At 57.1% G+C, this 21,926-nt stretch carries 22 protein-coding genes; 12 read left to right on the top strand and 10 right to left on the bottom strand.

Annotated features, from left to right (window positions below):
- Positions 1–8 precede the first annotated feature (8 nt).
- A complete protein-coding gene (locus tag CU102_RS18125; protein WP_106712504.1) occupies positions 9–539 on the bottom strand; it encodes an anthrone oxygenase family protein in 531 nt (176 codons plus the stop codon).
- 27 nt (positions 540–566) lie between these two features.
- Positions 567–1,349, bottom strand: a complete 783-nt coding sequence (locus CU102_RS18120) for an SDR family oxidoreductase (RefSeq protein ID WP_106712588.1) — start codon at positions 1,347–1,349, stop codon at positions 567–569.
- A gap of 106 nt (positions 1,350–1,455) precedes the next feature.
- On the opposite strand from CU102_RS18120, the gene CU102_RS18115 reads away from it, so the two are divergent.
- From CU102_RS18115 to CU102_RS18100, 4 genes are all read left to right on the top strand, one after another.
- Complete coding sequence (locus CU102_RS18115; RefSeq protein ID WP_106712503.1) at positions 1,456–1,917, top strand: OsmC family protein; 462 nt, start codon at positions 1,456–1,458, stop codon at positions 1,915–1,917.
- A gap of 18 nt (positions 1,918–1,935) precedes the next feature.
- Positions 1,936–2,130, top strand: a complete 195-nt coding sequence (locus tag CU102_RS18110) for an eL24 family ribosomal protein (RefSeq protein WP_106712502.1) — start codon at positions 1,936–1,938, stop codon at positions 2,128–2,130.
- 86 nt (positions 2,131–2,216) lie between these two features.
- Complete coding sequence (locus tag CU102_RS18105) at positions 2,217–2,549, top strand: ArsR/SmtB family transcription factor (RefSeq protein ID WP_106712501.1); 333 nt, start codon at positions 2,217–2,219, stop codon at positions 2,547–2,549.
- A 4-nt stretch (positions 2,550–2,553) separates the two neighbouring features.
- Positions 2,554–3,030: an SRPBCC family protein gene (locus CU102_RS18100; RefSeq protein ID WP_106712500.1), complete on the top strand. Its 477-nt coding sequence runs from the start codon at positions 2,554–2,556 to the stop codon at positions 3,028–3,030.
- 14 nt (positions 3,031–3,044) lie between these two features.
- Here CU102_RS18100 and CU102_RS18095 read toward each other — a convergent pair whose 3' ends face one another.
- Positions 3,045–3,995, bottom strand: coding sequence for a DMT family transporter (locus tag CU102_RS18095; RefSeq protein WP_106712499.1), 951 nt, complete (start codon positions 3,993–3,995; stop codon positions 3,045–3,047).
- Between the two features lie 292 nt (positions 3,996–4,287).
- Between CU102_RS18095 and CU102_RS18090 the strand changes: the two genes are divergently transcribed.
- Positions 4,288–5,247 (top strand): DUF6454 family protein, encoded by a 960-nt coding sequence (locus CU102_RS18090; RefSeq protein ID WP_106712498.1) that lies wholly within the window; start codon positions 4,288–4,290, stop codon positions 5,245–5,247.
- A gap of 111 nt (positions 5,248–5,358) precedes the next feature.
- Here the strand turns inward: CU102_RS18090 and CU102_RS18085 are convergent, their stop codons facing one another.
- The gene (locus CU102_RS18085) at positions 5,359–6,099 is read right to left on the bottom strand and encodes an SDR family oxidoreductase (protein ID WP_106712587.1); all 741 of its coding nucleotides are present in this window, start codon (positions 6,097–6,099) and stop codon (positions 5,359–5,361) included.
- A gap of 118 nt (positions 6,100–6,217) precedes the next feature.
- Here CU102_RS18085 and CU102_RS18080 point away from each other — a divergent pair, with 118 nt between their 5' ends.
- Positions 6,218–7,111 (top strand): LysR family transcriptional regulator, encoded by an 894-nt coding sequence (locus tag CU102_RS18080; RefSeq protein WP_106712497.1) that lies wholly within the window; start codon positions 6,218–6,220, stop codon positions 7,109–7,111.
- Here the strand turns inward: CU102_RS18080 and CU102_RS18075 are convergent.
- On the bottom strand, positions 7,108–7,713 hold the full coding sequence (locus CU102_RS18075) for a TetR/AcrR family transcriptional regulator (RefSeq protein ID WP_106712496.1): 606 nt from the start codon (positions 7,711–7,713) through the stop codon (positions 7,108–7,110). The genes CU102_RS18080 and CU102_RS18075 overlap by 4 nt on opposite strands.
- A 104-nt stretch (positions 7,714–7,817) precedes the next feature.
- Here CU102_RS18075 and CU102_RS18070 point away from each other — a divergent pair, with 104 nt between their 5' ends.
- Positions 7,818–8,582, top strand: a complete 765-nt coding sequence (locus tag CU102_RS18070; protein WP_106712495.1) for an NIPSNAP family protein — start codon at positions 7,818–7,820, stop codon at positions 8,580–8,582.
- A 53-nt stretch (positions 8,583–8,635) separates the two neighbouring features.
- Here CU102_RS18070 and CU102_RS18065 read toward each other — a convergent pair whose 3' ends face one another.
- The 3 genes from CU102_RS18065 to CU102_RS18055 form a co-directional block, all read right to left on the bottom strand.
- Positions 8,636–8,821, bottom strand: a complete 186-nt coding sequence (locus tag CU102_RS18065; protein ID WP_106712494.1) for a hypothetical protein — start codon at positions 8,819–8,821, stop codon at positions 8,636–8,638.
- Positions 8,822–9,193: 372 nt separating this feature from the next.
- Positions 9,194–9,874: a hypothetical protein gene (locus CU102_RS18060; RefSeq protein WP_106712493.1), complete on the bottom strand. Its 681-nt coding sequence runs from the start codon at positions 9,872–9,874 to the stop codon at positions 9,194–9,196.
- Positions 9,875–10,471: 597 nt separating this feature from the next.
- Positions 10,472–11,059, bottom strand: coding sequence for a TetR/AcrR family transcriptional regulator (locus CU102_RS18055; protein ID WP_106712492.1), 588 nt, complete (start codon positions 11,057–11,059; stop codon positions 10,472–10,474).
- Positions 11,060–11,157: 98 nt separating this feature from the next.
- Between CU102_RS18055 and CU102_RS18050 the strand changes: the two genes are divergently transcribed.
- From CU102_RS18050 to CU102_RS18040, 3 genes are all read left to right on the top strand, one after another.
- The gene (locus tag CU102_RS18050; RefSeq protein ID WP_106712491.1) at positions 11,158–12,279 is read left to right on the top strand and encodes an efflux RND transporter periplasmic adaptor subunit; all 1,122 of its coding nucleotides are present in this window, start codon (positions 11,158–11,160) and stop codon (positions 12,277–12,279) included.
- Positions 12,276–15,386, top strand: coding sequence for an efflux RND transporter permease subunit (locus CU102_RS18045; protein WP_106712490.1), 3,111 nt, complete (start codon positions 12,276–12,278; stop codon positions 15,384–15,386). The genes CU102_RS18050 and CU102_RS18045 overlap by 4 nt, the downstream gene beginning before the upstream one ends.
- Positions 15,387–15,570: 184 nt before the next feature.
- Positions 15,571–16,305, top strand: coding sequence for an NADPH-dependent F420 reductase (locus tag CU102_RS18040; protein ID WP_106712489.1), 735 nt, complete (start codon positions 15,571–15,573; stop codon positions 16,303–16,305).
- A 693-nt stretch (positions 16,306–16,998) separates the two neighbouring features.
- Here the strand turns inward: CU102_RS18040 and CU102_RS18035 are convergent.
- Together CU102_RS18035 and CU102_RS18030 are read right to left on the bottom strand one after the other, a co-directional pair.
- Positions 16,999–17,490: a BA14K family protein gene (locus tag CU102_RS18035; RefSeq protein WP_106712488.1), complete on the bottom strand. Its 492-nt coding sequence runs from the start codon at positions 17,488–17,490 to the stop codon at positions 16,999–17,001.
- A gap of 525 nt (positions 17,491–18,015) precedes the next feature.
- Complete coding sequence (locus tag CU102_RS18030; protein ID WP_106712586.1) at positions 18,016–19,560, bottom strand: bifunctional AfsR/SARP family transcriptional regulator/alpha/beta hydrolase; 1,545 nt, start codon at positions 19,558–19,560, stop codon at positions 18,016–18,018.
- Positions 19,561–19,666: 106 nt separating this feature from the next.
- On the opposite strand from CU102_RS18030, the gene CU102_RS18025 reads away from it, so the two are divergent.
- Entirely contained in the window at positions 19,667–19,894 is a 228-nt protein-coding gene (locus tag CU102_RS18025) for an alpha/beta fold hydrolase (RefSeq protein WP_133624510.1), read from the top strand.
- A 3-nt stretch (positions 19,895–19,897) separates the two neighbouring features.
- Positions 19,898–20,539, top strand: coding sequence for a class I SAM-dependent methyltransferase (locus CU102_RS18020; protein ID WP_106712486.1), 642 nt, complete (start codon positions 19,898–19,900; stop codon positions 20,537–20,539).
- Positions 20,540–21,926 lie beyond the last annotated feature (1,387 nt).

Here is a 21,926-nt window from a genome sequence, read left to right as displayed (position 1 = left end):
ACTGGCTGTCATGATGCCGGGCGCCAAGCGATCTTTGATCCCGCACGCAGATACCAAATTCCCGCGCCGGCGATCAGAAGGGCGAACCCGCTGAACACCGATCTTACGTGATTCCAAACTTGCCATGGACCGGAATAGTCGCGCCATATTCGCTCGGCCTCAAGCGGGTCGGAGGGAGGGGTTATGGCAGCAAGTGCCTCGTTCATTGGAACGTTCACGAAGAGTGTCGGCAGGAATGCCCCGCCGACATAGACAATGGCGGCCATCAGGAATAGGCCCGCAGATGCGCGACGCCGGACTGCAAAAGCCAAGAGGCCCGACAGGAAAAGCGCAATCGGTGTACCAAAAAAAGCGGGCGCGAAGACAGCGTTTCGCACTGTCGCGTTGATTCCCTGCATGGCCGGAATTGCAACCGTTGGTTCGACATAATCAAGACCGCGCATGACAGATGCCGAGTAGGCGTAGAAAAACCCGAAAATTGCACCGCATAGAATCAACGAGATTGCTGCACAGATGTAAACGATACTATTCCTGTACATTGCGAAGCCTCCCCGGCTGTTAGTGCGTTACCCCATCGTCGAATTGAAGGCGCCGCCGTCGAGCAGAAGGTTCTGGCCGACAATGAAGCCGGAATACTGACTGCACAGGAAAGCCGCCGCCGCACCGAATTCTTCCGCAGTACCATAGCGGCCGGTGGGATTTTTCGCATGGGCTTCAGCGCGGGCCGCTTCGATAGAGATGCCTTTCTCCTTGGCGGTTCGTTCAATGAAGCCCTTGGTGCGGTCCGTATCGTGCGACCCTGGCAGGAGGCTGTTGATGATAACACCGTGCTTGGCCACTTGACGCGCCGTTCCGGCGACAAAACCCGTGAGCCCGCTGCGAGCCGCGTTGGAAAGTCCGAGTTGCGCGATCGGAGCCTTGACCGAACCCGAGGTGATGTTAACCACCCGTCCCCATTTGCGCTCGATCATGCCGGGCAGGATGGAGTTCATCAGAAGGATGGGCGTCAGCATGTTATTGTTGATCGCCTTCAGCCATTCTTCCTCGCCCCAATCAGACCATAGGCCGGCAGGCGGCCCACCGGCATTATTAATCAGGATGTCGGGCTGCGGCTCGGCCTTGAGAAGCGCCTTGCGGCCAGCCTCCGTCGTCACATCCTCAGCGACGATCTGCACCTTCACGCCGTACTTGCCGGCAATTTCGTTCGCGGTCGCGCGCAAGGTCGCTTCGGTACGCGCATTCAACGTCAGGTCCACACCGGCTTCCGCTAGCTTTTCCGCAACGCCGCGACCAAGACCTTTCGAACTTGCGCAAACGATCGCTCGTTTTCCCTTGATGCCTAGGTCCATGATGTCCTCGCCGAATGATTTGCCGGGCTCTCTTATCGACAATTCTGTCCCACTTTGACAAGCTCCGAAAATCAAGCAACGGAACAAATACGGGACATGTAAGACAATGACGACATTTGGCGCGACAGTTCTGTGGACTCGACCAGAAGGAGCGATCTTCACTGACAACAAATACAGCAGGGCTCACATCTGGCAGTTCGACGGCGGCGCGGAAGTGCCTGCCTCCTCGTCGCCGCATATAGTTCGGCTGCCCTTTTCCGCGCCTGAGAATGTCGACCCGGAGGAGGCCTATGTCGCCTCGATTTCAAGCTGCCACATGCTGTTCTTTCTGGCAAATGCGGCGAAAGCAGGTTTCGTGATCAACCAATATCGCGACGCAGCGGAAGGGGAACTTGCCAAGAATGACAAGGGAAAGCTCTATGTCAGTCGCGTCACGCTGCGGCCACATGTAACCTATGCAGGGGCGGCGCCGGACCGCGCGGCCGAAGCGCATTTGCACCATGAGGCGCATGAGCAGTGCTTCATCGCCAATTCGGTTCTCACCCTTATCGAGGTGGAGCCGGTTTGAAAATACGGAGGAAACACCATGTCGGAACTAAAGCTCAGCGATGCGATCAACACGACATGCCCCTGGTCGGGCGACCCCATCAAAGAGGATAGCCTGACGCTCTACAAGGGTGCCGTCGTCGGCTTCTGCAACCCCGGTTGCCGCGACAAATTCGAGAAAGCAACCAATCACTTCGAGGCCGCACTCGCTCGCGTTGCGCCGGTGGGCATTTAGCGTCAGGACCTTAGGCATTTTTCGCGCAATCCGAGCGTCACACGCAATTCGATTGACATTTTGTCGGGATCACGATACTTAAGCATATGCTTAACCAAGTGACTCCACTCGATCTCATGTTTCAGGCTCTCGCGGATCCATCGCGACGCATCATGGTGGAGCGGCTGAGCCGCGGACCTGCATCGGTCAGCGAGCTCGCGAAGCCGCTGACCATGTCGCTTCCGGCGGTTGTGCAGCACCTGCAGGTTCTCGAGGCGAGCGGCTTGGTTCGTTCGGAGAAGGTTGGACGCGTTCGCACCTGCCATATTGACTGGGCAGCGCTACAGACGGCCGAAGATTGGATATTGGACCGGCGCAAGAATTGGGAGCGTCGCCTTGACAGGCTGGGCGACTTTCTCGCCGAACAGGAAAAGGGATAGATCAATGACCAAACGATCCGTGAAGCACGACACATTCGTCATCGAACGCAGCTATTCGGCAGCCCCTGCGCGTGTCTTCTTTGCGTTGAGCAACAAGGAGGCAAAATCCAAGTGGTTTGTCGGCCCCGATGAGTGGGGGCAGGAGAGATACGAGATGGATTTCCGCGTCGGTGGCCGCGAGATCAACAGCGGCGGCCCGAAAGGCGGTCCGGTACATACCTTTCAGGCGTTTTATCAGGATATCGTACCGGATCAGCGCATCGTCTACAGCTACGACATGCACCTCGATCACAAGCGCATTTCTGTCTCATTGGCCACGATCGAACTGAAACCGGAGGGCACTGGCACAAAGCTCATTCTCACCGAGCAGGGGGCGTATCTGGACGATTTCGACGAGCCATCGATGCGCAGACAGGGTACCGAAGATCTGCTCGACGCTTTGGATGCGTCCCTGACGTTGGACGCCCGAGTTGACGCATGAGGAGCGCCACGGGTTCAGACGCCCTCGCCTGAGCCCGTGACCACTGTTTCCGCCGGGTCTTTGAGGCGGCCCTGACGCTTCAGCTGTTGTTCGCGGAAGAGAATGAAAAGGCCCGAGGCGATGATAAAGCCCGCGCCGACCAGCATTGTCACACGCGGTACGTCGCCAAAGACCAGCCAGCCGAACAGGATCGCCCACAACAGCAACGTATATTGCAGCGGTGCCACGGTTGCGGCATCGGCAAGTTTCAGTGCCCTGTTGACCAGCACATGAGCGAGCATGGCGACGACGCCAAGCAACCCCAGCAACAGAAAATCACGCAGGCTCACCGGGGTCCATTCGAAGCACACCCAGGCCAGCCCAGCAATCCCGGCCCCGACAATTTGCCAGAACACCAAAGTCGTATCCGGTGTGCTGCGCAGGGTTCGGCCAAGCAGCAGCATGGCCGCGAATGTCATGCTGCCGAGAATAGATATGAGTGCTTGCGATGTCAGGGCCTGTGACGACGGTTCGAGCGCAATGACCACTCCGATGAAGCCGACGATGATCGCGCTCCAGCGCCTCCAGCCAACCGGTTCCTTCAGCACCAAAGGCGAAATCGCCGCCACATAGATCGGCACTGCCAGCCAGTAGGTCATGACATCGGCAAGCGGCAAATAGGAAACGGCAAAATAGAAGGCGAAGACTTCCGCGGTGGACATGAAGACACGTGCGGCTTGCATAGCAGGACGCTCCACCCGAACCAGCTTCCTTGCTCCGCCAAACCACAGAAACGGCGCAAGAACGATCAGGGCCGCGACACTGCGGATGAAAACCACCTGCCCGACGGAATAGGTCGAAACGAGCCACTTGCCCATGACGTCATTCAACGAGAACATCAGCATTCCGAGCAGCATCAGCAGCACACCACGACGGGCGGCAGAGGGTACGGATGCACTGAAGGTGGATACTGGAGCGGTGGACATGGTGCGTTTCCTGAGACGGGATGTTTTCTGATTGCTTTGTGCTATTTTCGACCGCCAATCCAGCCGAAAACCATCAGACTCCGCAACAGGCGGCGTTTTGCTGCAGTCGCAATGCTGTCGCTTGCTGCCACACAAGTCATTTTGCCCGCCAGGATGGCATTTCTACTTTGCAGAACCGGTGGCATTTGCTCCCTGGCTGCAACATTTGCGGTGCGGATCGGGTTCTATTTCACGTGGCTGTTACAGATCCATAGTACTTCACGGTAACGACGTGACAGGGATGGAGTGTGAAATGTCCTCAAGCCGCAATTTGGCGACCATGATTGCAGCCTTCATCGTGGCTGTTAACTCTCCGGCCTACGCGCAAACCGCTGATACCGGCCGCACGATTAGTGAGACTGTGAAGACTTTGGACCGCGGCGCTGTCTGGAAACCCGTCGCGCAAATCCCATTGTCCTTTCCGACGTTCCATCCGCAGGGAATGGTGAAGATCGGCGACTTCTTCTACGTCTCTTCAGTGGAGATCACCACGCCCACCAGGAAATTCGACAAGCCGGAGGGCGGTTACGATCGCGATACGGGAGAGGGAAAAGGCCACCTGTTCAAGATCGACGCAAAGGGCAATCTTATCGCGGACGTTCTGCTCGGCGAGGGCTCGATCTATCATCCGGGCGGTATCGATTTCGACGGAGAAGCGATTTTTGTCCCGGTTGCCGAATACAGGCCGAACAGCGCGGCCATTGTCTACCGGGTTGATCCTGCGACGATGAAGTCAAAGGAAGTCTTTCGCTACAAGGATCATCTTGGCGGCCTGGTCCACGATAAGGAAAAAAAGACTTTGAATGCCGTCAGCTGGGGATCGCGGCGCTTGTACACCTTTGCACTTGACGAAAACGGCCATGTGGCCAACGCCGATGCTGACCGGGGACAGTTAGCCAAGCTCAACTCGTCCCACTATATCGATTATCAGGACTGTAAGTATCTTGGCCAAAGCGAAATGCTGTGCGGAGGCCTGACCAATTACCAGCCCAAGAAGGATGGTCCCAAATTGGCGTTGGGTGGTCTTGAAGTTGTTAATCTCGTCAGCAATCAGCCCGTCTATCAGATTCCGGTGCAGCTCTGGACAGACACAGGGCTTCCCATGACACAAAATCCCTTCTGGATCGAACCGACAGACACTGGTCTCATGGCTTATTTCGCGCCTGAAGACGATAAATCGACCATCTATGTCTACGAAGTACAGGGAAAATAACGCGAACTGACATCCGAACAGTCGCAATGCGGGGGAGTAGCGCCACGTATGCCACAAGGGCCGCATGATGCGGACCCTTTCTTTGTGCCGTGACTGCTTATCACGCGAACATCAAACGAGCCCGCCATTGGCGCGCAGGATCTGACCATTGACCCAGCCGCCATCAGGGCCTGCGAGGAACGAGACGGCATTGGCGATGTCTTCGGGCTGGCCGAGCCGTTCGAGCGGTGCGGCCTTGGTGAACTGTTGTATAAGCTCGTCACTCTTGCCCGTGAGAAAAAGATCCGTGGCGATCGGACCAGGAGCAACAGCATTGACGGTGATGTTGCGGCCGCGCATTTCCTTGGCGAAGATGCGGGTGAACGTCTCAACCGCAGCTTTGGTACCAGCATAGATCGCATAGCCGGGCAGATTGGTTCCAACGACCGAGGTGGAGAAATTGACGATGCGCCCGCCAATGTTCATGCGCGTAGCTGCCTCGCGCAACGTGTTGAACGTCCCCTGTACGTTGATCGAGAATGTCTGCTCGAAGACCCCGTCACTTGTCTCCGCCAAAGGCATCACCTTCATAATGCCGGCATTGTTGACGAGCACATCGACCTTGCCGAGTTTCTGTTCGGTGGCGTCGAACATCTGGCGGACATCTTCCGCCTTTGACACATCGGCCTTGACGGCAATAGCCGTGTGGCCCGCCCTTTCAAGGGTTTCGACCAGCGCATCGGCCTCGGCCGAGCTGCTGGCATAGTTGATCACCACGGCAAAACCGTCAGCGGCGAGGCGCCGCGCAACCGCGGCACCAATGCCGCGTGCCGCTCCAGTGACGATGGCAATTTGCTTTTGAACCCGTGTCATTGCTCTCAACTCCATGTTCGTGTTGACGATGATCACACTATGCTACGGATGAATAACCGGATAATTAGTCAGAATCTGACATCACTATTCGAAAAATGATAACAATCGAGGTCGTCACATGGACAGGTTTCAGGAGATGCAGATCTTCGCGCGGATAGTCGAACGCCGCAGCTTTTCCAGGGCGGCGGATGATCTTAACATGCCCCGCGCAACCGTCACCAATGCGATGAAGCGCATGGAGGAACGGCTCGGCGCGCGGCTGCTTGACCGGACCACGCGGCTGGTGAACCCGACTCTTGACGGCCAAGCCTATTACAGCCGCTGCCTGCGGCTTCTCGCCGATATGGAGGAAGCAGAGGGCTCGTTTCGCAATTCTGCCCCTAAAGGCCTGCTGCGTGTCAACCTGCAAGGCACCCTGGCCCGGCATTTTGTCATTCCCGCACTACCCGCCTTTCTTGGGCGCTATCCGGACATCGAGCTCAGCATCGGCGATGGCGACCGTCTGGTGGACCTGGTTCGCGAAGGCATCGATTGCGTGTTGCGAGCCGGCGATCTCGAGGATTCCTCCATGGTCGGGCGCCGCATCGCCCGAATGCAGCAGGTTACCTGCGCCAGTCCAGACTATCTCGCCCGCCATGGCGAGCCCAGGCACTGGACGGATTTTGCTGGGCATATGGCCGTCAACTATGTTTCAAGCGCCACCGGTCGACCATATCCGCTTGAGTTCAGCACCGGCGAGGGTCTGAAATTGGTGACCTTGCCGGGGCTCGTGTCAGTGACAGGAGCCGACATCTATACGGCATCGGCGATCGCCGGCCTCGGTTTTATCCAGGTGCCGCGCTATCGTGTTGCCGACGAACTTGCCGAGGGCAAGCTGTGCGTTGTGCTTTCCGAATACGCGCCGTCGCCAATGAGCGTGTCCGTGCTTTACCCGCAGAATCGCCAGCTTTCGTCCAGGGTGCGTGCCTTCGCCGACTGGCTCACTAAGATTTTCTCGCAGGTGCCCGGCTAATTCAGGAGAGCTTCCAGCTGCACAGCGCAGGCGCGCAGCGGTTCGGCGCTCTGGCTGGCCTTCGCCATCGCCATCGCACCCGAGTAACTCGCCACAATCAACGTGGCGAGATCGTGCGCTCGTGCCAGATCCATCTCCGGCCTGTCGGCATGCAATCTGAGCGACAATGCTAACCGCCATCGCTCGAAGACACCGTTGACCGCCTCGCGGAAATCCGAGTCCGCCAGCGACAGTTCCAGCGCCAGATTGTTGAGCGGGCAGCCTGACACGGCACGTCTGCGCTCGAGGGTATCGGCTACTCCGTTGAACACCTTGCGAATACCCGCTGCTGCCGACGAAGCCGTGGCAATGGGTTGTACCGCTGTTTCATCGACTTCTGGCGCTACGCGTTCGGCAATGACGGCGAGACCCAGCGCCTTCTTGGTTGCAAAATGATGATGCAGTGCGCCTCCTGTCGTTGCCGCTGCTCGTACCACATCCTGCATACTGGTTCCGTTATACCCATGCCGCTGGAAGAGATCGGCCGCCACGTCGAGTATCCGCGCACGCATCGCCTGCGGATTGTTGGTGCGTTTGGGCTTTTGATTGTTATCGTTTGTCATCACTCGCCTTGCATCGCCTCCACCTAGAATAACAAATTGACAAAACAGGACAACCGGTCTTATTAAAAACAGGTCAACCTGTTTGTTTTATAGGAGGAACCATCATGAACGCTTCACTGGAAGGTATGTCTCGGCCGCAAGCATATTCGCGTTACTGCCCCATTGCTGAATTGCGGCGATATACGCTGCATCCCGGGCGTCGCGACGAGCTGATCGCCCTGTTCGACAGGTATTTTCTGGAAAGTCAGGAAGCATGCGGCATGAAGATCATCGGCCAATTCCGCGATCTGGACGATCCGGACGCCTTTGTCTGGCTGCGGGGTTTTCCTGACATGCAGGCCCGCCACGCGGCACTTGCAGCCTTCTATGGCGGACCGGTGTGGGGCGAGCATCGTAATACGGCCAATGCCACCATGATCGATTCGGATGATGTCCTGCTGCTGCACCCGCAAAGCGAAGCGGATGCGTTCGCGCTTCCCGGCGGAAGGCCCGGACGTGATGCGACGGATCTGTCACCCGCGATCGTCCAGGCGGTAACCTACAAGCTCAAATCGTCCGCCGAATTGGAATTCCTGGCATTCTACCAGGAAACGCTTTGTCCGATACTTCGGGCAGCCGGTGAGAAACGCGTTGCCCTGTTTGCTTCCGAGCACAGCGAAAACACCTTCACGCGGCTCTCCGTTCGCCTTGGCGAAAACGTCACCGTCGCGTTCTCGCGCTTCGACAACGCCGCAGCACAGGCGTCCTTTACCAAGGACCTCATTGGCAACCCAGTATGGCTAGCCGCACAGGAACAGCTCTCACGCTATCTTATCGCCCCGCCCACAATAGCCCGGCTGGCGCCGACGGCGAGATCGTTGTTGCGATAACGCCTGACTTACAGCTTTCCAAAGCGACCGCTGTGTTGGCAGATCTTGCCGCGTTATTTCGAGGGTTTGTATTTGCCTATTGAATACGCGCCCTTTGAACGCTTGAGCACGTCGGACAACCTCTCCGGACCGTGATTGGGCTTGGGCTTGATCTTCGGCATGTGATTTTTGATCGATTCCATCAGGTGGTCCGGCGCGGTTGGCATCCGGCGCACATAATGCTGTGACGTTCCTCCCATCGTAGCTCCTCCTCTATGCACTCCCGTCATTATAGAACGCTGTCAGGGCATGGAAAGTTGCTCACAGGGACTAGTTTTCCTAATGCCACCGCACACGAAAGACGCTGAGCAACCATGTTTGGAGGACGACGCGGCACTTACTGCCCACATGTGCGGGCCTATCCAGAAGATGCCAGGGAGCTTGCCCGCAGAATAAGAACGGCGAAGAGAGGCTCGGCGGAGGTTGGTGATTGTGGTCTGGGATCTCGACGCCGAGCCTATGCCGTTAACTGACAAGCGAAACATCAGAAATATCAAGCAATTTTTCGTGGGCGATCCCAACCAAGGTAAAATCGAGTAGGGATTTCCGCCTGGTGGCCACTCCCATGATAATCATGGAATCTGCTCGGTCAGCCAGCAAGCCCCGGCGAAGAGAGAGACTGTCACGACCACCATCAGAAAGTCTGCCGACGTGCTCCGGATTCTGGCGCCGGGTTGCTGATAACAGATAGCTCCCGCGATGAGCAGGAGTGTCAGGTAACTGCTGCATTCGAAGATCTCTTCCTTTATCTGATTTGGGACCGATCCGTGAAATATGTCGAATGTTGCGCCAGCCAAAAGCAGAATGGCTGCCACATAAAATGGCCATGCCGATTTGCTGAATACAAAACTCATTACGCCACCTATCAGACTCCAGCGAAAAACCAGGTAGAAGCTGATTACCGCCGCAACCACAATTGCCTCATGTGTCCGTAGCAATCTGCTTTCAAGGTAAGCGCTGATCGGGCCAGCATTGTCGACCTCCATCTCACGAAGAAAAAAGACGAGGCCAAGCATGGCCATTGCAATGCAGAACATTCGTTCTGTGCCCGACAGTGTCGCTGCTGCTGCTGCAAAGAACAACAGTGCTCCGCCCGCAAGGTAGGCAAGCTGCACAGTCTCGATTGGCCCTGACTCATCCAGCGAGACAGAGACGTCGACAGGATCAATTTTCAGCCAGAAATATAGCGCATTTGTTGCGAGAAAAATGAACAGAAACAAAGCAAATTTCGGCGTGAATACAATCTTAGTCATAGCGCAATCCAATACAAGCCAACTAACTAAATGACTGTAATGAATAATGGCTCAAATCGCAATCAGCGTGTGCGGTTAGCCCAGATCTCATGGCCGTACTCGGCAAGGCTGATCGGGGAATGACACAGCGATTGTCTGGACCAAACCAGGCGCGCCAGTGCGCGAACACGCGCATCGATCCTAACGTTCAATTGATGTGCGGAGTGCCAACCCCTTCCCAGCGCAAGAACGGCCAGGAGCGTAATTGGTTGAAGTACAGTAGAATTTGGTGGAGCCAAGCGGGAACTAACTTTATGAAAATTTATGCAATAAAAACAATGCTAAAGAGACCGTGTCACGGGGTTTGTGTACCAGTAAAATGTACCAAATGGAAACTGATAGCGGGTTCGGCTTTGCTATAATCGACACATAAATTTGCAACCGGATTCAAACGCGGGGGACGGCCCCCATGGCGCGAGCGGACCTGTGAACGGAGGCTGCCGCAGCAGCAGCCGGTCTCTGATGTTCTTGGCTTAAGTGGGAGCCTCTTCCACCGCAGCTAATGCGAAGAGTGCCGATCTAATTTGTGCTGATCCTTCGGCGGGGATGCTATCCGAATCATTGCCCTTCGGACGAAAGCGCAATGCGCCTGACCTCGTCAGCAGCTGCTTCGAGAACATTCTGCGACATTGCTTCATCTGTCATGACACGAGAGATCGTTACGGCGCCGACCATGAGAGACAGGATGGCCATTGCTTTATGATACGGTTTGGAGCTCTCCGACTTGGGCATCAACTCATCGAGGATCTGCAGATGAGCTTCGATGCCCTCTTGAAACGGAACCCGTACCTCTTCGCTGTGCCGCGCGGCGTCAGAACCAAGTGCCGCCAGAGGGCACCCGTCACTCCGCTCCTCGCGATGGCCCGTGGACAGATAGAACGACACAATTGCTTCAAGTGGATTAGGATTGCCCGCAGCTGCTGTCGACCATCTGCGGGTTGCGTTCTCCATCGCGCGCCTTGATGCCTGTGCGGCAAGATCGGCTTTCGATTCGAACTGCTTATAGAACGCGCCCTGAGTAAGGCCGGCACCTTTCATCAAATCCTTCAGCCCAATACCGTCAAAGCCGTGCTCCCGGAAGAGCTGGCTTGCGGCGTCTATCACCGCTTGGCGATTTGCTTCGGCCTGCGCACGGCTGACTCGCATTTTGACCTCCAATTAGATTTCATTTGACATCTATAACAAATTTAGAGTTATATCGCAATCTAATTCGAACGCTGCACCTGTCAAGAAGGGTAATTGAAATGGACCGCCGCAAAATTCTTCTCTCATCGATAGCGTTTCTGGCGGCGGCCGGCGCTGCGGTAATTGTGTTCGTCCTCGAGCCATTTGGAAAGGCGGCGGAAGCCGCGGATCCACGCATAGCGGCCCCACTCGTCAGGGTGGTGAAAGCGAAGACGCCCGAAGCGGCTGAGCGAACGTTCACAGGGACCATCGCCGCCCGGGTGCAGAGCAATCTGGGGTTTCGTATGCCTGGTAAGATCGTTCAGCGTTACGTGGACGTCGGCGAAAAGGTCAAAGGCGGCCAGCCCCTAATGCGCATCGATGAGACTGATCTGCGTCTTGCGCTTGCAGCAAAAAGTAATGCAGTCGTCGCTGCTCGGGCGGTATTCACACAAGCGCAAGCAGACGAGCGACGATACGCCGCCCTCGTAAAAAACGGATTGGCGGCCTCCCCGCAACGTTATGAGCAAGCAAAGACAGCTCTCGACACCGCTGCCGCACAGCTTGCTGCGGCGGAAGCCGATGCCAGTGTCGCGGACAATGAGGCGACCTATTCGCTTCTAGTCGCTGACACCGATGGAACCGTTGTGGAGGCGCTTGGGGAGCCCGGACAAGTCGTAACAGCAGGCCAGACTGTAATCAGGCTTGCCCAGGCTGGGCCTCGGGAAGCGCTCGTATGGCTTCCTGAATCTCTTCGGCTGGAACCCGGCGAAGTGGCGCATGCCAGTGTTTACGGAAACGAAGCAGAGGAAGATAAGGCACGGCTTCGCCAGATGTCGGACGCTGCGGATCCTCAGACCCGCACCTATGAAGCTCGGTGGGTTCTAGAAGGCGCGGCGGCATCGGCTCCGCTGGGTGCAACGGTGACAATAAGAGTTTCCAACAAAAGCAGCCAATCGCATGCAGTGGTGCCCGTCGGTGCTGTCTTCGACGACGGCAGTCGAACCGGCGTCTGGGTCTTCAACGAGCAGTCTTCGAGCGTTTACTTGAGGCAGGTGAAGATCGAGCACATTGGCGAAGAGAACGTAGTCGTTTCAAACCTGAAGGCCGGAGAGCCAGTCATCGCACTTGGCGCCCACCTGCTGACGGATGGCGCCAGCGTCCGGACCAGTTCGGAACAGACCGGAGCGGCGGTCCAATGAATCTCAACCTTTCAGCGCTGGCGGTTCGTGAGCGGGCCGTAACTTTGTTTTTCATCATCCTTCTGGCCGCCGCGGGCGTCTATGCCTTTGTCAAGCTCGGGCGAGCAGAGGATCCCTCCTTCACCATCAAAACCCTGACCGTGACAGCTGCATGGCCAGGTGCAACAGCGCGCGAAATGCAGGATCTCGTCGCAGAGCCACTTGAAAAGCGTATCCAGGAACTGACGTATTACGACCGTGTCGAGACGACAACACGGCCAGGCTATGCCTTTTTGACCGTCACTTTAAAGGATAGTATGCCACCTGATGCGGTCGAGGAAGAGTTTTACCAGGCACGTAAAAAGCTCGGAGACGAAGCACGAAACCTGCCTCAAGGTGTCTTCGGGCCTTTTGTCAACGACGAGTACTCCGATGTGAGCTTCGCTCTTTATGCGCTGAAGGCTAAGGGGATGCCGATGCGCGAGCTCGTGCGGCAAGCCGAATTGATACGGCAGGATCTTCTGCATGTGCCAGGCGTCAAGAAGATCAACATTCTCGGAGAGCGGCCTGAACAGATCTTTGTCGAATTCTCCTATTCGAAGCTCGCCACACTTGGAATCTCGGCACAAGACATCGCTGCCGCTTTACAGAGGCAAAACACGGTCACGCCCGCTGGCTCAATCGATACAAGAGGGCCGCAGGTCTTTATGCGTTTCGACGGTGCATACGATAGTATACAGGCAATCGCCGATACGCCGATCGTTGCCGCTGGACGGACTTTGAAGCTCTCGGATTTCGCAGAAGTGCGGCGCGGCTATGAAGATCCGGCCACCTACATTATCCGTCATGAGGGTGAGCCGGCCATCATGCTTGGCGCAGTCATGCAGCAGGGCTGGAACGGTCTCGAACTCGGCAAGGCGCTCGAGGAAAAATCTGCCGCGATCGCTCAAACCCTTCCGCTCGGTATGACGCTCGCAAAGGTAAGCGATCAGGCGGTGAACATCGACGCTGCGGTCGGCGAGTTCATGATGAAATTCGCCATGGCCCTCGGGGTAGTCTTGCTTGTGAGCCTCATCAGTCTTGGTTGGCGTGTGGGGATTGTGGTTGCCCTCGCCGTTCCGCTTACGCTGGCTGTCGTCTTCCTCATCATGCTGGAAACCGGCAGGTTTTTCGATCGTATCACGCTCGGCGCGCTGATCTTGGCGCTCGGACTTCTCGTTGATGATGCCATCATCGCCATTGAGGTGATGGTCGTGAAAATGGAAGAGGGGATGGATCGCATCAAGGCGGCCGCCTATGCCTGGAGCCATACCGCGGCACCCATGCTGTCGGGAACGTTTGTGACCATCATCGGGTTAATGCCGGTCGGCTTTGCCAGATCGACCGCCGGCGAATATGCGGGGAATATCTTCTGGGTCGTGGGTTTCGCCCTGATTGTTTCCTGGTTCGTTGCGGTGATCTTTACACCGTATCTGGGTGTCAAGATGCTGCCGGAGATCAAGGCAGTCGAGGGTGGTCATCACGCCATCTATGACACGCCGAATTACCGTCGCCTGCGTGGACTCATTGAATTTGCCGTTCGCCATAAGTTCGTGACGTGCGGTGTGGTGGGTATGATCATGGCCGTTTCCGTCGTCGGGATGGGGAGCGTGAAACAGCAATTCTTCCCGACGTCGGATCGCCCCGAAGTTCTCGTCGAGGTCCGCATGCCTGAAGGCACGAGCATCGAGGCGACGACCGCCGCGGTCGCGAAAGTCGAAAGCTGGCTGCAAAGTCAGCCCGAGGCAAATATCGTCACCAGCTACGTCGGTCAGGGCGCTCCTCGCTTCTTTTTTGCCATGGCGCCGGAATTGCCGGACCCCGCCTTTGCCAAGATCGTTGCGCTGACGCCTGACTCTTCTGCGCGGGAGGCCCTGAAGCATCGCCTTCGGGCCGCCGTTTCGGACGGCCTGGTCCCCGAGGCCTCTGTTCGCGTCACCCAGCTCGTGTTCGGCCCTTACACGCCGTTTCCGGTCGAGTTTCGGATCATGGGCCCCGATCCCGACCAACTGTACAAAATCTCGGAACAGGCGCTCGATATTATGAAAGGCGTGCCCGACGTCCGCCAGGCAAACCGCGACTGGGGCAATCGAACGCCCGTCCTTCGCTTCGTTCCTGACCAGGACCGACTCAACCTGATCGGCCTGTCGCCGGCGGAGGCAGCCCAGCAGATGCGGTTGTTGTTGACGGGTATCCCGGTTACGCAGGTGCGCGAAAACATCCGCAACGTGCCTGTCGTCGCGCGCAGTGCCGGTGAGAACCGGCTTGATCCGTCCAGACTGGCTGATTTCTCTCTCATGAGCAGGGATGGTCGGCAGATTCCGCTCGATCAGATCGGCCATTCCGAAATCAGGTTCGAAGAGCCGATCATGAAGCGCCGCGACCGTACTCCGGTCATTACAATCCGTTCGGACATCAGTGAAGCGACGCAGCCCCCGGAGGTCTCACAGCAGGTTCAAAAGGCGCTTCAGCCGCTGATCGCCTCGCTGCCTGTCGGCTATCGCATCGAGATGGGCGGAAATATCGAGGAATCGCTTAAAGCCAATGCCGCGCTCGTTCAGATATTCCCTGTGATGATTGCTGCCATGTTGATCGTCATTATCCTCCAGGTCCGCAGCCTATCGACAATGACCATGGTGATGATGACGGCGCCGCTCGGTCTGGCCGGCGCGGTGCCGGTGCTTCTCCTCTTCAATCAGCCCTTTGGCTTCAACGCCATCCTGGGGTTGATCGGACTGGCTGGAATCCTGATGCGCAATACCTTAATCCTTACCGAACAAATCAAGGAGAATCAGGCGGCTGGTCTCGATGACTACCACGCCGTCATCGAGGCTACAGTGCAGCGGACGCGACCTGTGATCTTGACTGCACTGGCGGCCGTTCTTGCTTTCATCCCACTCACCCACTCGGTGTTCTGGGGATCGATGGCGTACACGCTGATCGGCGGTACGGCCGTCGGTACCGTAATGATCCTCCTCTTTCTTCCCGCTCTTTATGCTACCTGGTTCCGCATCAACCCAGGGAAGAATGACGCCGATAAAGAAACGCTGGAGGAGGTGCATGGGCCAACAGCGATAGCTGCCGAGTGATGCCTTGCGGTGAACAGATGTAGATCTGGGAGGTTAACGAAGAGCGGCGAATGCTTGCGCGAGAACGAAACAGCCTGCCAACAAACCGGGCAGGATTGGCTGAACTTCGAAACACTCTTCATGCATTCGCCCGCCCGCTGGTGAGTGAAGGGAGCACCCTCGGACCTTTACGAAAGGATATGTAATGAAAATCGGAATCATTGGTGCTGGAAATATCGGCGCGACTCTGGCGAGAAAACTCGTGGTCAGCGGCCATGACGTCAAAATTTCCAATTCAAAGGGGCCGGATACAATCCGCGATCTCGCAAGTGATGCAGGAGCCAAAGCTGTTTCCAAGAAAGAGGCGGTTCAGGACGTCGAGGTAATCGTTCTTTCGATCCCGTTCGTCAAATATCCCGATGTTGCCACGCTCTTCAATAATGTGCCTGAAGCCACAGTCGTAATCGATACCTCCAATTATTACCCGTTCCGCGACGGCGCGATCGCTGACTTCGATGGTGGAAAGCCCGAAAGCGTTTGGATTAGCGAGCAGATTGGCCGTCCCGTCGTCAAAGCATGGAACGCTGTACTGGCTGTGACGCTGGCAGAAAAAGGGCAATCGAGCGGAGCATCTGGACGTATTGCTGTTCCGGTTGCCGGCGATGATCCGGAAGCGAAGGCTGTCGCCGCGAAGCTGGTCGATGCTACGGGTTTCGATCCGGTGGATTCAGGTGGTCTGTCGAGTTCTTGGCGCCAACAGCCTGGCACTCCAGCCTACTGCACGGAACTAACAATTAGCGAGTTGAAAGCGGCTCTCCAATCCGCAGACAAGGCTCGCGCTCCTGAAAATCGTGAGGCTCTAATCCAGCAGTTCATGGAGGCCGGCGACAATCTCACCCATGATGATGTCGTAGCTCGAAATCGCGCCGGAACTACCTGAGCGTCGGAATACTGTTGCCTGCTTTACGCTGGAGCATCTTCTACGCAAGTGCCGAACGTCAGTAACCGGCTCCGGTCGGAGACCAAACGAAAAGATGCGACCTGCAAACGGCGATCATATGTTTCCCTGCTTGGAACCTCACAAAATTGAAACCAGTTGCAAAACTCACATTTCCTCGGCCCGGTCAGGCGTCGCATGCAGAAGCTCGTCAAACATGTGAGACCATTGCGGAGGGCGTTGAAATCAAACAGTTTTTAAGGAAATCAACCTCATAGATGGGTAATGGTGGAGCCAAGCGGGGACTAACTCGAGTAAATTTTATATAATAAAAACAATCATTTCGAAGACTCTTAGTTGCGTTTGTGTACCAGAGATATGTACCAGATGTAGAATTGAAGTGGCCGATCCGCTACGACGCATATCGCCAGCTCTGCCTAAATTTGCAACCCGTTTCAAATTAGGCGATGACCACTTATGGCGGATACTGTTGAAAAACTCTAAAACCGGGGCTTGCCGCTCCAAAAAATCAAACGTTCTAGAAAACCGACTTTTTCAACAGTATTGGCCGGAAGGCGTCATGGCTCGTTCGCGCCAGAAGCGGCGATCGACGCAGCCGTTTGAGGAGAAGCCGAAGAATCCGGTAGCCTGCGCGTCCGGGAAAAGTGCCAGGTGGATCGCCAACTACGCCTGAAATCAATAGTTGGGGGAGACGCACGCCCGTCGCGGACCGTAGTAGGGCTGGAACGTGTTGTCGTAAGCCCTGTAGGACCGGTAGCGGGCATAGCACCAGCGCGCGTGTGTGTTGCCGCCATAATAGACCTGGCGGTAATTGCGTGGCGCGTAGTAGCGCGGACGGTAATAGGTCGGCCCGTAATAGCTCTGATCGTAATAGCTGGGGCCATAATACCTCGGCTGCGCCAGCAATCCGCCGATGATTACGCCAGTCGCGAGCCCGCCCAGTGCCCAAACCCAATCGTCGTTACCATTGTGGTGTCCATGCCCGCGGTAGCCTCGATAGCCGCCCCGGTATCCACGGTTGTAACCGCCGCGGTAACGCCTGTACTGGACCGGCTGCGCCTCTTGGACTTCGATCTTCGGCACGGCAACGGTGGGAAACGCCATGGCCGGCGGGGCGCTCGTCAGCGCCGTCACCAGCGACAGGGCAAAGATTGCTAACCTTTTCATTGGCTTCACCTTTCCTCTACAGTGCTCCGCGTCGAAGACGGCGCGCAAGGACGCTGCAGCCCTTTAAATGCTCTGCGCAATTTTACTCCAAAATCGATTTTGACTCGAGAAATTATGCGTTAGCAGGAAAGCTTTCTTTCAAAAATGGTCCATTCGCGGTGTCGCATCGCCGCGCGCGAAAAACGCATTTTGTTGATCGCGAACGCTCGTATCGTTGGCCCTCTTTCCATCCGGTGCGGTCCTTCCCGATTCATCTAGAGGAGTGTCCGCTTAGGGGCCCAAAGCGCACATCACGTCAGTGATCTTGACGCACGTCCCGTCGACTGCGCGTCGACCAGGTTCAGACCGCAACCCCTTGCACCGCTGCAGCAAGTGGCTCAAGCAAGTCGCTCTCCTGATGGCGCGCGAAGCGGACGTTAGTTGCAGTTCGCCGAATAGCCGATCCCGACCCTAGGCCGACGTTTCCCGAAGAAACGTCAAGCGAGGAAGTAACAGGATCAGCACGATTTGCTGCGAGCGGCATCCTCATCGGGGCTGCACAAACTCGCCGATGGCGTACAGCAGCGGGCTCTGGTCGCCAACCCAGAACCAGTGGTCGTCGCCGGCGACCTCGACGAACCGCGAACCGCGAATATTCCCGGCAAGGTATCGACCAGCCTCCAGTCGCACAGCGCGGTCACCGGAGCGATGGAGGACTGTCGTCGGCACCGAAACCTTTCCGAGAAGCTGGCGGACATCGGTATCACGCAGCGCGTCCAGCACGCCCGAAACCGCGCCAGGGCTCGACGCCGCCCTGAGCAATGCGGCCCACCAGGCTTCTGCCTGGCAATCTCCAGCGAGGCTCGGCGCGAAGGTCTCGATTTCGGACGGTCCGCCCCAACTGCCGATCAGGCGTTTCTTCCACAGATCGTATTGCTCGACAGTCAGGGCAAAGGGATGGTCGGGCGTAAAGCTGCCCTTCGCGAGGGAGCCCCACAGGATCAAGCCGACGAGACGATCGGGATGGTCAACGGCGAAACGAATGCAGCCGGGACCACCCTCCGATGAGCCGATGAGCAGGGCGCGGCGGCTTTCGGCCGCGTCCATCACCGCCAATATGTCCTGCGCAGTTGCTTCGACGGTGGGCGGGGTACCGACGCGATCGGAAAGCCCTACGCCGCGCCGATCAAAGAAGATCAAGCGACCGATCCGTGAAACCGCAGCGATCCATTCACGGCAACGGCTGTCCTCCCAGATGCGCTCAACATGCGAAACGAAGCCTGGAACAAGCACGATGTCGAGCGGACCGCTGCCAACAATCTGAAAGGCCAAATGGATGCGGCCTGCTTTCACATAACGGGTTCTGGGCATGTCCGGGTGAGCAACCCGATCCCGTTGCTGCAACAAAGCGACAGTGGCAGGGTCTGGCAGCACGCCGAGTTCGTCGCGCAAGGATCGGGTGCAGGCTTCGAGCTGATGTTCGGCTGCCGGCCTGTCCCCAGCAGCCAGGTACGCTCGGATCAAATGCCGATGCGCGCTCTCGCTTAGTGGGTCCAATCCCACCAGACGTATTGCATGGACTGCTCCGGTGCGAGGCTCTCCTGTAGAGATTTTCGCTTCAGTCAACCGCTCCAGCGCCTGCACCAGGCGGCTGCGCAAAGCCTCACGCCTGAAAAAAGCCCACTCCTCGAACTCGGGGCAATCCGGAAGCGCGAAGCCGGAGAGAAAATCACCGTTGTAAAGATCAACTCCTTTCTCAAAGGCGCGGCAATCACAGTCGCGCTCGAAGCTCCTGGAATCCACGTCGGTGGAAAGCACCGGATCCAGGCCGAGGGACGCCCCATTCGCTGTGATAATCTGGCCGCCGAAGGCGATCCCAACCTTGTGCAGCGTCCGCCGAAGGCGTGCCCGCGCCTCCGACGTCTCCGCGTCCGGCCACAGCAGCGCGGCAACGCTCTCGCGCGCGACAGGTCTACTGGACTCGGCGAGGAGGATGAGGAGCGCCACCGCTTTTCGCAGACCAAGGTCCACCCGCCGCCCGTTGATGCGGAACTCTGGAAAGCCAAGAAGCCGAAATTCCAATCGCTCCATCGATCCGTCACAGCGCATCCGGCAGGGGACGTTGAGGGGACGCCGGCCGCGTATACCCTCAATCTCGGGCTGATGGGCCCGATCCGAAGACTCCATGGAGTGATAAATGTTACTGGTCAAAACTTCTACCCCTCACCGCTTTTCCGATGCAGTGGCCGCGGATGGTGTATCGATATCTTACGAAGAGCTCGGTTCCGGCGACCCGCTTGTGCTGCTCCACGGCCTGACCGACAACCGTGAATCCTGGCACGAGGCCGGCCATGTCGAGCTGTTCCGCCGGCGCGGACGGCGGCTGATCCTCATTGATTCCCTTGCCATAAGAAAAGGTTGTTGAGCCATGTGCCGCTCGTGTCTTTCCTGGTACGGTCACCGTATTGCACCCCATGTCGTCCACTTCGGCTGCTCGGCGAACGCATTCTCGCGCATGCGGCAGCGCATGGTACCGTTGGCGGCAGGCGCCGTGGTCGAAGTCGGTTTCGGCTCAGGCCTGAACCTGCCTTATTACGATGCAGTCAAGGTGAAACGACTTGTCGGAATCGATCCCGACGACAGGATGCTCGCGATGGCCAAAAGGCAGGACCGCGCCCGGCGGTTGGATGTCGAATGCCTGCAAGCCAGCGGAGAAAGCATACCGCTGGCGGACGGCTTCGCCGATACGGTCGTCGTCGCCTATGCCTTCTGCACTATACCGCGGCCCGAGTTGGCGCTGGCGGAGATCCGGCGCATCCTGAAGCCGGGCGGGCAGTTGATCTTTCTTGAGCATGGACAGGCGGACTCCGCATGGCGAACAAGGCTACAGGATCGGTTCAACCCGTTGTGGGGCGTCCTCGCCGCCGGATGCAATCTTAGCCGCAATCCCTTTCAACTCGTGGCGAACGCTCGCTTCGACCTTCGAGAAGCAAGGCGGGAGCGGTTTCCGACGACTTTCTGGCTGCTAGGCAGCCACTACACAGGCGTTGCCCTAAGGCCACCACACTAGATGACGCTCGTCTCTCGGGGGTGCCAACAACGCTCGACGAAACTCTCGGCCATGCAAATGGCAGCTTCACCATGCGGCAACCCGTTAGAACATTCCCCATAAAAGCCTAAGCAAATCAAAACCGCCGATATGACCTGTTAGACAGTATAAGTCATTGGTTATATATTATCTCACTCCCCCTGGGCGTACCAATCTTCTCAGAGCGTTAGTGGAAACCATAGCCGGGGTGCGTTTGGACAATATTGGGCGCGCTTTGCCGCCTGCCGGGCGCGCTCAGTGCGAAAGGGCCCCGGGAGGCACCCGGGAAGACCGTCTGAAGGCAAGCCCGCGAGGCGGGGCTTTCAAGCCAGTTTGGGGCGTGCACCCATAAGCCGACGAAGGAAAACTGTGATGGCGAAAGTCAATGACTGCTTTCGGGGCCAAAGCCAACGAACCCCGGATGTCGCGGGGCGTCTGCGAATGACCCTAAGCGACCAGTTGAACCGTCCCAATGCATTTCGCAGCTGGTTTACTGTTACGTACTGTTGTGTCGCAAAATTTTCTGAGAGGCTGTCCGAGCTGGCTAAAGGGCACTTGAGATAGAGCTCTTGAGCCCGCCCGAAAGTGAGCCGGTTTGCAGTCACTCTTTTTACCGCTCGCAAAGTGTCGACAGGATTTTTTACATGTATCACATGTAATAGAGTAGTAGTGCCAAGCGGGATCGAACCGCTGACCCCGCCGTTGTGGCTATCCTAAAGGGTCTGGAGAAGCATTGTCACAAAGGGCTCTATTTCACCACCAACGAGGGAAAAACGCCTGTCAGCGGCTTCAGCAGAGCCAAGAGCCGACTGGATGCGAAGATGCTAGAGTTGATGCGGAAGACGGACCCAGAGGCGGTTCTGGAGCCTTTCACGGCGCACGACTTGCGGGCCACCATGTACTCGGGCCTATCGCGCCTTCGTGTGCCTCAAGAGGTTGCGGAAGATCGTGAACCATCAATCCAGTACGGGCAAAATGCGAGCCGTCTACGACCGCTACAGCTATGTGGACGAGAAGCGGAAGGCACTGGAGAAGTGGACAGCGCTCGTGCTGAAACTGGTCTGAGCGCCGTGAGACACCCGACCATGTGCGGGGCCGGTTTTAATGTAATTCTTTGCTTACGTTTGTATTTGGGTTGTACCGAATGCTTTACTCAACCCACAATTGTAGAGAAAGTGGGTCACAAACTCAGCAGCTTGGCGCTGCAAATCCCGAGCCCAGCCACCCAGTCGCGGCCAACGTCGGCCATGAATGCCAGCGGTCACGCTGCGCCTTTGCCTACCCTGCAAGCGCTCATCTAATGATTTCAATAGCTTAGTTGGCTTTCGGTTCCGGGTAAACGATAAGGGTAAACTTGCAGCCCGATCCG

The organism is Phyllobacterium brassicacearum (assembly GCF_003010955.1).
Lineage (GTDB): Bacteria > Pseudomonadota > Alphaproteobacteria > Rhizobiales > Rhizobiaceae > Phyllobacterium > Phyllobacterium brassicacearum.
This window is presented reverse-complemented; position numbering and strand designations above follow the sequence as displayed.